This window comes from Streptomyces sp. NPDC002911 (genome assembly GCF_053591835.1).
Genome location: NZ_JBSFUO010000002.1, coordinates 384,195 through 397,212, shown reverse-complemented (window position 1 = coordinate 397,212; position 13,018 = coordinate 384,195). Strand labels below are relative to the sequence as shown.

Genomic DNA, 13,018 nt, shown 5'->3' with positions numbered 1-13,018 from the left:
CCGGTCAGCCCCCCGGCGGCCTGGTGCCGATCAGTTCGGCGATCCGCTCCGGGGCGACCGCGTGAATACAGACACCCCTGCCCGGTGTCGCAGCCGCACCGCCTGGCCCGCGGTCTCCACGCACTCCGCGGCGACCGTCAGGCCCAGGCGGTGCGCCGGTTGCACCATGGCTTCGACGATCGTCTCGTCGGCCGGGCCGGGGTGCGCTCCGCCCTCGTAGGGGAGACCGCGTACGAAGGAGCCGTCCAGCTTCGGCACGGACACGGGCAGCCGGCTCGGACAGGCGAGGCCGGAGTAGCCGGTACCGAAGCTCCCGCTGTGCAGATCGTCATGAACAGGTGTGGCCGGGCAGGGGTGTGGAGCGGCATGCCGCGCCGGAGACGGGAACCACGCAGGAGAACGAGGTGAAGCACAGAGGGCGGCACGGCGGCCGTTCCGGCCTCCCCCGTTTCGGACACGTGGCACGCGCATGGCCGACGTCCGTCCCGTGTCTTGCCTCGTGCGTGTCCCGGTGGAGGCGTTTTTATGCGCATTAGCCGCAGCTGATCACTTTTGCGTCGATATAGTTGATTCGCATTTCGGAGTGAGCGATTATGACTGTCCGTGCGTGTGTTCATCGTCCCCCGGACGGCCACTCCGGCCTTCGCTGACCCGTGTGGGGCAGCACAACAGGGCGTACGCCTCCAGAACGGCACAGGGTGAGGGGGAGTCCCGCATTCGCCACCCGGAGGTAGAAGTGCCGCGTCAGCACGGACCCGGGGGACTGGAGAAGCCGAGTCTGCGCAGTGCGGCGGCCGCTCTCACGTCCCTCCTGGCGCTCGCCGCCACCGGACTCGTCGCCGGGCCCGCCGTCGCGGCCTCGGGGGACGCCGGACCGTGCGCCCTGCCCCGGACTGCGGCGCACCATTCCCTCGGCCTCGACACCTGGAACAGCGCCTACCCGCGCCCCGAGCGCCTGCTCGACGCGGTCATGGTCTTCCTCTCGTTCCCCGACTCCGAACCCGTCGTGTCCCCGGAGGTGCTGGCCGCCGACTACTTCCCCTCCACCACCCGCTTCTTCCGGCGCGCCTCGTACGGGAAGTTCACCCTGCGAGCCCACCCCCAGCGGCAGTGGACCCCCATGCCGCACCCCTCCGCCTCGTACGGCATACAGCGTGACTGGAGCTCCGAGCGCCGCAGCGACTACCTGCGTGACGCGATCGAGGCCGCCGACGAACGGACCGACTTCTCCGCGTACGACATCGTCTACCTCGTCGCCGACCCGCACGCCCCCGGTGTCGACTCCGACGCCACCAAGGTCGTCAACTTCGACCGGCCGGTGCGCGCCGACGGCGCGGACATCCGACGCCTGGTCACCGTCTTCGAGGAGCACCCGCCGGACCGTAACGTCCTCGCGCACGAGACCGGACACGTCTTCGACCTGGCGGACCTCTACCACCGGCCGGAGGACGGAAAGGGGGACTGGGACACCCACGTCGGCGACTGGGACGTGATGGGCAGTCAGTTCGGACTGTCCCCGGACCTGTTCGGCTGGCACAAGTGGAAGCTCGGCTGGCTGGAGGGCAGAGAGGTCGTCTGTGTGCAGGGCGCCGCCGACCTCACCCTGGCACCCATGGCCGAGGTGCCCGTGCCGGGCGTGTCCCTCGGGACCCGGCTCGCCGTCGTCAGGACCGGCGCGGACAGCGCGCTGGCCATCGAGGCCCGCAGCGCCACGGGCAACGACCGGACGACCTGCGCCGAGGGGGTGCTCGTCTACCGCATCCGCAACGCGACGCCCTCCGGTGGCGGCCCGGTGGAGGTGCTGGACACCCACCCCGACTCCGACGCCTGCTGGGACCGGTCGGTCTACCCGCCGCTCGCGGACGCCCCGCTCCGGGAGGGCGAGCGTTTCACCGTGCCGGGGGAACGCATCCGTATCGACGTCGCCGACCGGACCCGGTCGGGGGCCTGGACCGTCCGGGTCACCACCGGGGTCTGAGCGGAGCGCACGCACACGAAGAAGCCCCCTCGCTTCCGCGAGGGGGCTTCTTCCGTCTGTGCGCCGTCAGGGACTCGAACCCCGGACCCGCTGATTAAGAGTCAGCTGCTCTAACCAACTGAGCTAACGGCGCCTGCTGACGTCGTAGACATTAGCACCCGGATCGGCGGGAGGAAAAATCGAATTCCCGGTGGTCGACGGGGCCGCCGACCTGCCCACTCGCACGCAGGCCCACAGCAGCACGTCCGGGCCAGGAAGCCAGGGGGTGCGGGTGTCCGGGGCGACCACCCAGCGGGGCCCCCCGGCACCCGCACCGCCGGTCAGGGGCGGGACGGTGACGGCGTCCCCCGTACCGTGACAGAGCACCGGCGGCAGGGCGCCCTGGTGTCGCGAGCCGTCGGTGCCCCCCGTGCCCCACTCCTCCCACGCCAGCAGGGACGGCAGACGCTGGGCCGTGCCCGGGGAGGCGAACAGAAGCATCCGGCCCCGGTGCGTGGCGACGGGGCCCGAACCCGGTCCCTCCGCCCAGAGCTGCTCCAGCATCCGCCGGCCGAACAGCGCCGGCACGTTCACGATGTCGAACGCGGAGCCGCACGGCAGGACGCCGGGGGCGGTGGGGTGGGCCTCCCACTGCGAGAGCGTGCCGCGGGGGTAGGGCGAAGCACCCGCCAGCCACGCCGCTCCGGACGTCGTGACCTGTGCGGCCCTGTCGTCGGTCCGGTGGTCGATGCGGTCCCGCAGCAGGGCGAAGATGTCGACACCGTGGTGCGGGGCGCCAGCGGTCCGCAGGGTCGTTCCGTCATTCAGCCATGCGCTCATGGCGTCATGTCTACCGGCCGTGACACTCCTGTTCCTCAGAGTTTCCGAAAGCCGGACAGGGATCAGGACAGCGCGGTATCTTGCCCGGCGGCATATGCCACAGGTGTACCCGCGGTGGCGTACGTTCGTGCGGTGTCAGGGCCCTTCCCGTGCTGGAGGTCAGGGCGCCGGGGTGTCCAGCAGGGACCGGCCGAACTCGATCATCTTCTTGGTGTAGTCCTCGGTCCACTCCGCGCGCTCGGCTATGTCCGCGGGCGTGAGCCGGTCGAACCGCCGCGGATCGGCGAGCTGGGCGGCGGCCACGGCCTGGAACTCCACGGCCCGGTCGGTCGCCGCCCTGAAGGCGAGCGTCAGCTCCGTCGCGCGGGCCAGCAGCTCCTTCGGGTCCTCCATCGACTCCAGGTCGAAGAAGTGCTCCGGATCCGCTGCCGCCTCCGACGGCTCGAAGAGCAGCGGCGCCGGACGCAGCCTCTGCCGCTCGTTCCGCTCGGGTTGTGCCATGTGGTGTTCCTTCCTCGTACGGCCGGGCGGCCACCTTCCATTGTCCAGCCCGGCGCAAGAGCGCTGCCCAGGATCAGGGCGCCCAATGCACGCGATGCTCCGCGAGGTGGGCCAGGACCGCGTGATTCGCCTCCCAGCCGTCGGGGAACTTCACCATCACGCCCAGCTGGACCGGCTCCGTCGACGGGTGCTCGTCCAGCAGGTCCGCCACCCCGGCACGGCACACCACGACGCACGCGTGCCGGTGCCGCGAGGCCAGCACGCACAGGCGGCCCGTCTCCAGATGGAACGCAGTGGCGTCCGGCCGGCCCGACAGCGGGTGCAGGACCACGGTCACATCGAACTCGCGGCCCTGGAGCCGGTTCGCCGTGTCCACCGCCACACCCGTCACACCCAGCTCCGCGAGCGCCGCCCGCACCGCGGCGGCCTGATCGCGGTGGGCCGTGCCGACCGCGACCCGCTCCGCCGTCACCGGAACCGGGTCGGGGCCGCGCTCGCTCGTCGCGGCGCCGCCCCTGTCCAGCAGTCTGCGGACCACCAGGGCGACCGCCCGGACAGCCTCGGGGTCCGTGCGCGGGGTGTGCCGGGCCGGGAGCTCCAGCAGCCCCCAACCGGACTCCGCCGCCTCGTCCAGCACCCGGTCCGGGCCCGACCCGTCCGAGGACACGCCGAACGACAGCCGCCGGTCCCCGTGGTCCGTACCGCTGCGGAACGGCGTGTACGGGTAGAACGCGTGCGAGACCAGCGGCGCCGCCGACGCGGGCAGCCGCCATGACACCGGAAGCCGGTGCTGCGGCAGCTCGGGATTGTGCGCGAGCAGGGTCGAGACGGCGCTCGCCGACGGGTCGTACGAGAGGCCCGCCCACTGGTCGGCACCCACGATCGAGAACGGGTCCAGCTGGCCGGGGTCCCCGACGAACAACGCCCGCTCGAACAGCCCGGCCACGGCCAGCAGGGCGTCCGAGCGCATCTGGTACGCCTCGTCGACGATCGCGTGCCCCCACGGCTCGACGTTCTTCACGTGCGCCCACTTGGCGGCCGTGGAGATGACGACGTCCAGTCCCGCCAGATCCGCGGCCTTCGCCGACTTCCGTACGTTGTCCAGGCCGTCCAGGACCTTGTCGTACGGATCGGAGTCGCTGCTGTGCAGCCGGCCCACCGGCAGCCCGGGAGCCTTCTCGGCCAGCCGCACCACCAGGTCGTCCACCTGGGCGTTGGTCTGCGCGACCACCATCAGCGGGCGGCCCGCCGCGGCCAGCTCCAGCGCGGCACGCACCACCAGCGTCGACTTCCCGGCGCCCGGCGGCGAGTCCACCACGATGCCGCGCGCCGTACCGCGCAGGGTGTCGCCGAGGATCGCTTCGGTCGCCCGCGCCGCCGCGGCACCCGGGTCGGGAACGGCTGTCACAGGAGGTCCTCCGCGGTCACGGGATCGGGCTGCTCGGCATGTCCGCCACCGGTGGCGCCCGGCGGGCCGCCATGGGTCCACGGGGTGTCCTCGGGATCAGGAAGCTTCGGCCCGCCCCGCTGGTCGTGCTCGAACAGGGTCCAGGCGATCCGGTCGCCGGGCTCGGGCACCGAGCCCGGCGCGGGCTCCTTGCCCCGGCCCATCCGGTCCATGATCCGCAGCACGAGGCCGACCGAACCGGCGCCTCCCGCGTCCCCGGCCGCGTACGCCACGAACTCCGCCGTCTGCGCTCTGACGGGGTCGCCGTCCAGCGAGCGGTACACCTTGGTGCGCTCACCGAGATGCGGGCGCTCGTCCGTCCGCACCGTGACCAGAGGGCGTGGCGAGGGCCGCTTCGACTCGCTGTACGCCATCACGACCTCCGTCACCTCCCCGATGAACGCCTCGCCCGCCAGCCTGCGCCCCGCGAGCACCAGCGGATCGTCGAGCGCCTCCTGGGCGTCCAGCTGCGCCTGGGCCGTCTCCCGCGAGGCCAACTTGTGCGCCGCCGTCACCGCGTCGTCCCGGCGTGGCTGCGGGGGCTCGCCCGCCCGCACCCGGTCCCGGTGCGCGGTGAACGACCAGCGGTCCCTGGTCCAGCGGTCCTCGGCCCGCTCCCCCTCCGGCAGCTCCGCCAGCAGGTCGAGTCCCCGCCACACCGCGTCCCAGGTGGGCAGCAGCACCCCCGCGAGCAGCGACCTGATGTCCCGCTCGGCGCCGCTCAGCTCGCCGAGCCGGGTATCGGCGTCGAGGCCGTCCTCCGCGGCGGCCAGCGCCGTGCGCGCCCGGTCGTACCGCTCGATCGCGGGGGCCAGCAGCCTGTTGTCGAACGCAGGATCGGTCGCCGGTCCGGCCGGCGGGCAGACCAGCTGACCGGCACGGTTCCGCTCCAGCTCCGCCCGGAGAGCCGCCTCGGCACCGGACTCGCCGTCCGGTGGGTCGACCCAGGCGAGCAGCGCGCCGAGATGCTGGTCCTCCAGGCTGCTCTGCCCGGTCGCCCAGTGGCGGTTCAGCAGATCCGTCGCGGCGAGGAGCAGCGAGGAACCCGGCACCCTGGCCCGCTCCCCGTAGTGCGTCAGCCAACGGCCGAGCAGCGGCACGCGGGCGGGAGCCGGGTACGGGGTGTCCGGATCTTCCTCGGCGGTACGCCGGAACCGCATGGACCGCCCGAGCAGCCGGAGGAACTCGATGCCGGCCCTGCTGGGCACGATCAGCTGCGCCGCGTCCGCGCACAACTCGACCTCGACCTTGACCTTCTTGCCGGTCCCGGGATCGGTCTCGTTGCGCTCGGCGGGCTCGACGACATCGGCGTACGACTCGATGTGCGGCAGCACTGCCTCGGCCAGCTCGGCGAGGAACGCGAACCGCAGATCACGGTCGCGCGGCTGTGCCACCGCCAGCAACCGGGGCGCCGCACGGTCCGTGCCCACGAGCGCGCCCAGCGGGGCGCCGGCCTCACCGGCGGTCGTCAGCGGCACCAGCACGAGCGGCCGGCCGGTCAGATGCCGGTGGCGCACGGTGGCCAGCGGCTGGGCCCGTCCAGTGTCGACTGCTTCCAGCCGGGCGAGGGTGCTGATCAGTGACATGGCACGCCGCCCTTCAGGCCGGCCAGGGCTTCGGCCCGCAGGGAGGCTGCCCGGCGCAGAGCCGCCACCGTCGGGTCGGACGGGTCGCCCTCCTTGCCGGCTGCCGCGGCCAGCACTCCGGCGACCGTCGTCAGGCCGCCGAGCTCGCCCCGCACACTCCGGCCCAGCGATTCCACCGCGCCCTCGGCGCGGGCCTTCGCCCGGCAGTGGAAGGCCAGCTCGCACGCGGCCAGGCACTCGGGGGCGTACGCCGCCGGGACCGCCTCGACCGCGGCGCCGAGCATCTCGGGGGAGCAGCCGGGGTCGAAGGTGGTGCCCTCGGGCAGGGCGGCCGCGATGTCCTCGACCCGGGTCAGCCTGGTCAGCTGGCGGTCGGTGACGGCGCGCTGCTTGCGTACGTCCACGACGGAGGCGGTCGGCAGGTTGGAGAAGTCTCTGGGACAGACCAGCAGGACCCGGTGCCCGGCCTCGGCGCCCTGTGTCTTCGCGGCGACCCGCTCCAGCGCCAGGACGTAGACGGCGGACTGGCGGGCCGCGGCGCCGACCTTCGCGGCATCCGCCGAACTGTCGATCATGGGGAAGGACTTGATCTCGACGACCGTCCAGGTGCCGTCGGGGTGCACCACCACGGCGTCCGGCTCCAGGTAGGCGGGTGAGCCCGCGACCTCCAGGGCCAGCATCGGATGGTCGAGCAGCGTCCAGCCGCCCGCCGCCGTGGCCTCGCGCAGGGCCAGCGCCGTACGCGCGGCGCGGCCCTCGGGGCCGGCAGCCGTCAGATCGGGCACCGTGGCCACGGCCGGTGCTTCGGCGCCGTCGCCGAGCCGCTCTACGAGGAGGCGCAGCAGCTCGGTACCGCCGTCGGCCTTGACCTTCGCCTCGAAGGCGTTGCCCCGCACGAACGCGAACTGGGACTGGCCGAACGCGGCGGGGGAGCCGAGCGCCGTAGCCAGCACGGCCTTGTCGACGCCCGCGCCGTCGAGCAGGGCGCGCCGCTTGCACCCCGGGTTGGCGGCGAGCGCGGCCAGTGCGCGTGCGTCGAGCGGATGCGGCGCGACGGAGGGGCCGCGCAGCTCAGCGAGCCGCTGCCGGAGCGTCGTTGTCGGCTTCGGCCGCGGGGCGGGCGCTCGCGTCGCTGGAATCTGCGGAGGCGGTCCGCTGGCCGGGTATTCGCTCACCCGCGGAAGTCTTGCATCCGGCACTGACAATCGTGGATTCCGTGAGGGTGAGGGATGCGCGCCCCCGCGCGAACACTGCCCTGGCCCGGTCCTTGACGCGGTCCGAGAGCCGCATGAACGGCCTGGTCAGCAGGGCGCCCATGGCCATCACGGCGGCCCCGGCCACGGCGTCGAGGAAATAGTGGTTCGCCGTGCCCATGACGACGAACACGGTGATCAGCGGATACGCGACGCCCGCTGCCCTGACGAGCGGGTGGCGGCCGTGGCGCCACAGCAGCACACCGCACCACACCGCCCAGCCGACGTGCAGGCTCGGCATCGCCGCGTACTGATTGGTCATTCCGCTGAGCCCGCGCGGGGCGCTCGCGCCGGCGCCCCACCAGCCGTAGGCGCTGTACTGCGCCATCGTGTCGACGAAACCGTGGTGGGCGTCGAGCAGCCGGGGCGGGCAGGTCGGCATCAGCGTGAAGCCGGCCAGCCCGAGGAGGGTGGAGGTCATGAGCCAGGTACGGGCAGCCCGGTAGGCGGCGCTACGGCGCCGGAATATCCAGACCAGGACGGCCGGGGTGACCACGTAGTGCAGGGAGGCGTACGCGAAGTCGGCGGGTATGCCGAGCGCGGGGTGGGCCGTCAGCAGCCGGTTGAGCGGGTGCTCGGCGTTGAGATGGAGCGCCTTCTCGAGGCGGAGGATCGCGAGACCGTTCTCCACGGCCGCCGGGACGTTCTCGTGCACCAGCAGCCGGCCCACGGAATACAGTCCGTACACCACCGCGATCAGCGGAAGCTCCGTCCACCAGCGGGGCCGGTGACCGGAAGACGGTGGCGCGGCGGTGGCGTGCGGCATCCGGTAGCTCTCCCCATGTTCACGCGGTCGACGGCGGGCGTTCAACCGTACGGTGGTCGTATGCCCTGTTTTCCCTGGGGCCTCCCCCTGCGGACGTCCCTGGTCATGCGCTCTGAGGGACGCGGACACCGCCCCGCGGGTTGCCCGTGAGACACGTGGGAGATGATGGGGTGTGGCCTCCGCCCGCACCGGTCTCCCAGCCGGTCGCCCGCGTCCGCCGCCCCGTAGCCGTCCCGGACACCGCTGTCCCGGACCCACCAGATCCTAGGGTCCCCGGATCTTCGGATCTCCGTATTTTCAGGGAGAGCCGTCATGGCACCGCGAATCCTGCTCGCCCGGCACGGCCGGACGCAGTGGTCCGTCCAGGGCAATCACACCGGCAGGACCGACATTCCCCTCCTCGACACCGGCCGCGAGGGCGCCAAACTCCTCGGCGAGCGCCTGCACCGGGAGCCCTGGGACGGCCTGCCCGGCGTCGAGGTGCGGACCAGCCCGCTCGTCCGCGCCGCCGAGACCTGCGCGATCGCCGGGTTCGGTGAACGGGCACAGCCGTGGGACGCGCTGATGGAGTGGGACTACGGGGATTACGAGGGCCTGACCCCGGCACAGATCAAGGCGGAACGGCCGGACTGGCTCATCTGGCGGGACGGGGTCCCCGGGGGCGAGACCCTCGCCGAGCTCACGGCCCGGGCGGACGAGGTCGTCGAGTGGGCGCGCTCGGCCGACCGCGATGTGCTGGTCTTCGCCCACGGACACATCCTGCGGGCACTGGGGGCGCGGTGGCTGGGCGAGGACGTGTCGTTCGCCGCGCGGATCCGCCTGGAGCCCACGTCACTGTCGGTGCTGGGCTGGGCGTACGGCCTCCCGGCACTGGAACGCTGGAACGACACGGGCCACCTGGACCTCTAGGGCCGACGCCGTTCAGCCAGGCCTGGTGCTCTCTGACGGTGAGCTTCACGCTCGCGCTCTTCGACGCGTGGCGGCGCACGTGCGTCCCGGCGGTGAGCCGGCCGTCGACCCGCACAGCGACCAGGGAGCGCGAGGACTGCCCCGTGGGGACGTACAAGAGGAGCACCCTGCCGGTCGCGGCGGCCTCAGGCGTCCGGGGGCAGTTCCTCGTAGCGGGCCAGGAGGGCCGTCACCTCCGGGCCGCCGCGCGGCCGGAGCACCCGTACCGCGCTCGCCAGCATCCCGCGGATCCGGGTGGACTGGACCCGGTCCAGCAGGTCCAGCACCTGGTGGACCGCCGCCGCGGCCTCGTCGGCCATGCCCGCCCGCGCCAGGTCGCCCGCGAGCTGTGCGCGGTACAGCGCGAGGTTCCGGGTGAAGTGCGGATCCTGCAGCCGGGTCGCCCGCTGGGCGTGCCGCGCCGCCCGCGGCCAGTCACCCAGTGCCGACCAGCACTGCGCCTCCAGCAGCTCCAGCTCCGCCTCCCGGAAGAAGGTCATCCACTCGGGGTCCGCATCACCCGGCCCCCGGTCGAACGCCGTCTGCGCCCGCCCGATCGCCTGCTCGCACCCCGTACGGTCCCCGAGCCACGCCCTGGCCCCCGCCTCCCGCAGCGCCAGCAGGGCCAGCAGCCGCGGTGAGCCGAGCGGCCGGGCCGCCCGCTGTCCGGCCTCCGCGGCACGGACCGCCTCACGAGCCCGCCCCGTGTCGCGGGCCAGGAACGACGTGTTGCAGAACGCGTGTGCCTCCAGTGCGGCGTCCCCGGCCAGCCGCGCCGTCGCCAGCGCCTCCGCGTAATGGGAGCGTGCGTCGTCGAAGCGCCCGGAGTCATGGGCCAGCCAGCCCACGGAGATCGCCAGTTCACCGGCGCCCGCGTACAGCCGGTCCGCCGTGCCGCGCCGCGTCGTGGTGCCGGAATCGAGCAGCGCGAACGCGGCGCGGAGCGGCTGGGAGGCCCGCCGGTAGAGGCCGTCCGCGCCGTGCCGGTCGTCCAGCAGCCGGATCTGGCGCACCGCCCTCTCCACGGCTCTCACCTCGGCCTCGCCGACCCGGCGCTGCCCTGGGAGGGAGAGGGGGCCCGCGGCGGTGGGATGCCCGCCGAGGCCCAGGGACGCGGCCGCCACCGTGGCGGTACCGCTGGTCATGAACACGCGACGCAGCACGTCGCTCTCCTCGTGGATGTCGCTGTCGAGCATGGGGGGTGTGGTGGGCTGGGGCACGGCCGTCGTGCGGGCCCCCCGGCCGCGCACGCTCTCGCGGGCCGAGAAGCCCAGGTCCGCGAGGCCGGCCCCGGGGAACATGTGCAGGAACACCCGTTCGTATGCGTAGTTGGGGCAGCGGATCTCGCCGGACTCCACGCGCCCGATGTACCGGGCGTCGCACGCGACCTGTTCACCGATCTCGCGGGCGGCCCTGCGGACCGCGGCCGCGAACTCTCCGGCGGAGCGCTGTCCGCGCAGCCGCCGGAAGGCGAGGTTGGGAACTGCCCGTGTCGACACCATGGCGGGGCCCTCTCTGGCGCAGCCGGGCGCCTGCTTTCAGGTGTCCCGGCGAGGCAAGAACGTACCGGCTGTGACGAGACACACACACAGCGTTTACCTATAAAGCGGACATCTCGCCCGTGATCCGCCATGAACTGCCACCCTTTGCGGCGGCGTGCCGCCGTAGCCCTTGACGCCGTCGGCGCGTTGGTTCATGCGGAGACGGGGCGTGGCCCCGCCTCGTCGAGACGAAGAGGAGGGGTTCCCTTGCCTCACATGGGCCCGGAAACCACGCCGTGCGACCTGGTTACCGTCCCGGCGCGTCAGGGCCTGGAGGCCGTTGACATCCTGCGCAGGGGAGCGGAGAACGAGCCCGTCGGCCCGGTCCTGCACGACGGTGCCTGTGCCGTCCTCGGTTTTCTCGTGCCGCCCGGCACGGCGGACGCGTGGGACGTGCCCGGCAGCGCCTGTACGCGGACGGACGGCCGGGGGCTGCGCATCCCCGCCGAACCGCCCGTCATCGGCGGCGGCTGGCTCCTGCCGCCCGCCGCGGAGGCTCCGGTCACCGACCCGGCCGTGCTGCGGGCGGCCCTCGACCAGGCGGCCCGGCTCATCGAGGCGGCCGACAACTGCCGCTGAGGCCATAATGGCCAGGTGGGCGGATCTCCCGCCGTCGCCGGGCCTCCCCAGGTAACCGGCCCGAGCCGGTGAGCGAGGACGAGCGCGCGTGGCACGTCGAGGAGCGGCCCGAGGCGAGAGCGACCGTAAGCGGTCCGAGCGCCGGCAGGAGCCCGTCTCCGCGACGGTGGACGGCGGCCTGGCCGAGCTCGTGCCCGACCGTGAACGCCCGCGCGCCTGGACGCTGCTGCTGGACGGCGCCCCGCAGTCCCATGTGGACCTGGACGACCCCGCGTACCTCGCGTTCGAATACCAGCGCAGACTCGGCCATGTCATCGATCTGTCCGCGCCGCCCGGACGGCCGCTCCAGGCCGTCCACCTGGGCGGCGGGGCCTTCACTCTCGCCCGGTACATCGCCGCGGGCCGCCCCCGCTCCACCCAGCAGATAGTGGAGATCGACGCGCCCCTGGTCCAACTGGTACGGCGGGAGCTTCCCCTGGACCCGCAGGCCCGCATACGGGTGCGCTCGGTGGACGCCCGCGCCGGGCTCGAAAAGCTCCAGGACGGCTGGGCGGACCTCGTCATCGCCGACGTCTTCGGCGGGGCCCGCACTCCCGCGCACCTCACCTCCGCCGAATTCCTCGCCGAGGTACGCCGGGTGCTGAAGCCCGGCGGCCAATACGCCGCCAACCTCGCCGACGGCCCGCCGCTCGCGCACCTGCGCGGCCAGATCGCCACGGCCGCATCCCTCTTCCCCGAGCTGGCCCTGGCCGCCGATCCGACCGTCTGGCGCGGCCGCCGTTTCGGCAACGCGGTCCTGGTCGCCTCCGACCTGCCGATCGCGGTCGCCGAACTGTCCCGGCGGGTGGCGAGCGACCCGCACCCCGGCCGCGTCGAACACGGCCGTGCGCTCGCCGACTTCACGGGTGGCGCCGCCGTCGTCACCGACGCGGGCGCCAAACCGTCGCCGGCCCCGCCGCCCGGCGCCTTCTCGTAACGGTCCCACCCACGACGGACAGCGGACTACTGATCCACGGTCTCCACCATCGGCGGGTGGCCGTTCCAGGTGCAGAAGACGGAGACCGTCGCGCCCGCCCCGTCGCTGAAGTCCACCCGGATCCACCCCGGATTCGTCCACACCTGCATCGACCAGCCCGGCTCCGGTGTCGCCGAGACCAGCTTCGCGGAGTCGTCCGCAAGCTCCAGGACGACCCTGCCTCCACGTGTCGGGTAACTCCTCACCTCGCCCGCGTCGGCGGCCGGTGGCGCCGAGGATTCCGCCGGGCCCGGCCCCGGGCTCACGGCCGGAGGGCGGGAGGACGGCCGCCGGGACGGCCGGGAGGGCAGCGTGGGCGTGGCGCGGGAGGCAGTGGCACTCGGTGAGGCCGAGGGCAGTGCGCGGTGCGTCGAGGACGACACCGGCTCGTTCGTCGCCTGCCCGCCGCGCGCGCCCACCGAGATCGGAACGGCGCGCGGAGGGTCGTACGCCGTACCCGACATGACCGAGTGCACGCCCCACCAGGACAGGGTGACCGCCGCACCCGTGGCGAGCGACCACGCGATCGCGTGTACGAGTCCTCGTTGCATCGGGCACATCCTGCCCCACCCGCACAGGTGCTGT

The 13,018-nt window shown here is 73.3% G+C and carries 12 protein-coding genes, 1 tRNA gene and 1 pseudogene; 4 read left to right on the top strand and 10 right to left on the bottom strand.

The features are described from left to right. Positions 1–4 precede the first annotated feature (4 nt). A pseudogene (locus ACWD04_RS04645) lies at positions 5–309 on the bottom strand (EAL domain-containing protein); the annotation flags it as partial. A 427-nt stretch (positions 310–736) separates the two neighbouring features. Between ACWD04_RS04645 and ACWD04_RS04640 the strand changes: the two are divergent. After that, entirely contained in the window at positions 737–1,978 is a 1,242-nt protein-coding gene (locus ACWD04_RS04640; RefSeq protein WP_451128065.1) for a M6 family metalloprotease domain-containing protein, read from the top strand. Positions 1,979–2,037: 59 nt separating this feature from the next. Here ACWD04_RS04640 and ACWD04_RS04635 read toward each other — a convergent pair. The 7 genes from ACWD04_RS04635 to ACWD04_RS04605 all read right to left on the bottom strand — a co-directional run bounded on the left by ACWD04_RS04635 (position 2,038) and on the right by ACWD04_RS04605 (position 8,350). Next, positions 2,038–2,111: transfer RNA gene (locus ACWD04_RS04635), tRNA-Lys, on the bottom strand. Next, positions 2,102–2,797 (bottom strand): hypothetical protein, encoded by a 696-nt coding sequence (locus ACWD04_RS04630; RefSeq protein WP_451128063.1) that lies wholly within the window; start codon positions 2,795–2,797, stop codon positions 2,102–2,104. The genes ACWD04_RS04635 and ACWD04_RS04630 overlap by 10 nt, the downstream gene beginning before the upstream one ends. A gap of 159 nt (positions 2,798–2,956) precedes the next feature. Next, positions 2,957–3,298, bottom strand: a complete 342-nt coding sequence (locus ACWD04_RS04625; RefSeq protein ID WP_451128061.1) for a hypothetical protein — start codon at positions 3,296–3,298, stop codon at positions 2,957–2,959. 73 nt (positions 3,299–3,371) lie between these two features. After that, the gene (locus ACWD04_RS04620; protein WP_451128059.1) at positions 3,372–4,706 is read right to left on the bottom strand and encodes an AAA domain-containing protein; all 1,335 of its coding nucleotides are present in this window, start codon (positions 4,704–4,706) and stop codon (positions 3,372–3,374) included. Then, positions 4,703–6,331, bottom strand: coding sequence for a hypothetical protein (locus ACWD04_RS04615; protein WP_451128057.1), 1,629 nt, complete (start codon positions 6,329–6,331; stop codon positions 4,703–4,705). The genes ACWD04_RS04620 and ACWD04_RS04615 overlap by 4 nt, the downstream gene beginning before the upstream one ends. Continuing rightward, positions 6,322–7,506 carry a hypothetical protein gene (locus ACWD04_RS04610; RefSeq protein WP_451128055.1) on the bottom strand — a complete coding sequence of 395 codons (1,185 nt, stop codon included), beginning with the start codon at positions 7,504–7,506 and terminating at the stop codon, positions 6,322–6,324. Before ACWD04_RS04610 ends, ACWD04_RS04615 begins: the two co-directional genes overlap by 10 nt. Further along, entirely contained in the window at positions 7,403–8,350 is a 948-nt protein-coding gene (locus tag ACWD04_RS04605) for a phosphatase PAP2 family protein (RefSeq protein WP_451128053.1), read from the bottom strand. The genes ACWD04_RS04610 and ACWD04_RS04605 overlap by 104 nt, the downstream gene beginning before the upstream one ends. 312 nt (positions 8,351–8,662) lie before the next feature. Between ACWD04_RS04605 and ACWD04_RS04600 the strand changes: the two genes are divergently transcribed. After that, the gene (locus ACWD04_RS04600; RefSeq protein ID WP_451128051.1) at positions 8,663–9,259 is read left to right on the top strand and encodes a histidine phosphatase family protein; all 597 of its coding nucleotides are present in this window, start codon (positions 8,663–8,665) and stop codon (positions 9,257–9,259) included. 185 nt (positions 9,260–9,444) lie between these two features. On the opposite strand, the gene ACWD04_RS04595 is transcribed toward ACWD04_RS04600, so the two are convergent. After that, positions 9,445–10,800: a tetratricopeptide repeat protein gene (locus ACWD04_RS04595; protein ID WP_451128049.1), complete on the bottom strand. Its 1,356-nt coding sequence runs from the start codon at positions 10,798–10,800 to the stop codon at positions 9,445–9,447. 255 nt (positions 10,801–11,055) lie between these two features. Between ACWD04_RS04595 and ACWD04_RS04590 the strand changes: the two genes are divergently transcribed. Together ACWD04_RS04590 and ACWD04_RS04585 are read left to right on the top strand one after the other, a co-directional pair. Next, on the top strand, positions 11,056–11,418 hold the full coding sequence (locus ACWD04_RS04590) for a hypothetical protein (RefSeq protein ID WP_451128390.1): 363 nt from the start codon (positions 11,056–11,058) through the stop codon (positions 11,416–11,418). An 88-nt stretch (positions 11,419–11,506) separates the two neighbouring features. Further along, positions 11,507–12,394 (top strand): spermidine synthase, encoded by an 888-nt coding sequence (locus tag ACWD04_RS04585; protein WP_451128047.1) that lies wholly within the window; start codon positions 11,507–11,509, stop codon positions 12,392–12,394. A gap of 26 nt (positions 12,395–12,420) precedes the next feature. Here the strand turns inward: ACWD04_RS04585 and ACWD04_RS04580 are convergent, their stop codons facing one another. Further along, positions 12,421–12,984 (bottom strand): hypothetical protein, encoded by a 564-nt coding sequence (locus tag ACWD04_RS04580; RefSeq protein WP_451128045.1) that lies wholly within the window; start codon positions 12,982–12,984, stop codon positions 12,421–12,423. Between the last annotated feature and the right edge of the window lie 34 nt (positions 12,985–13,018).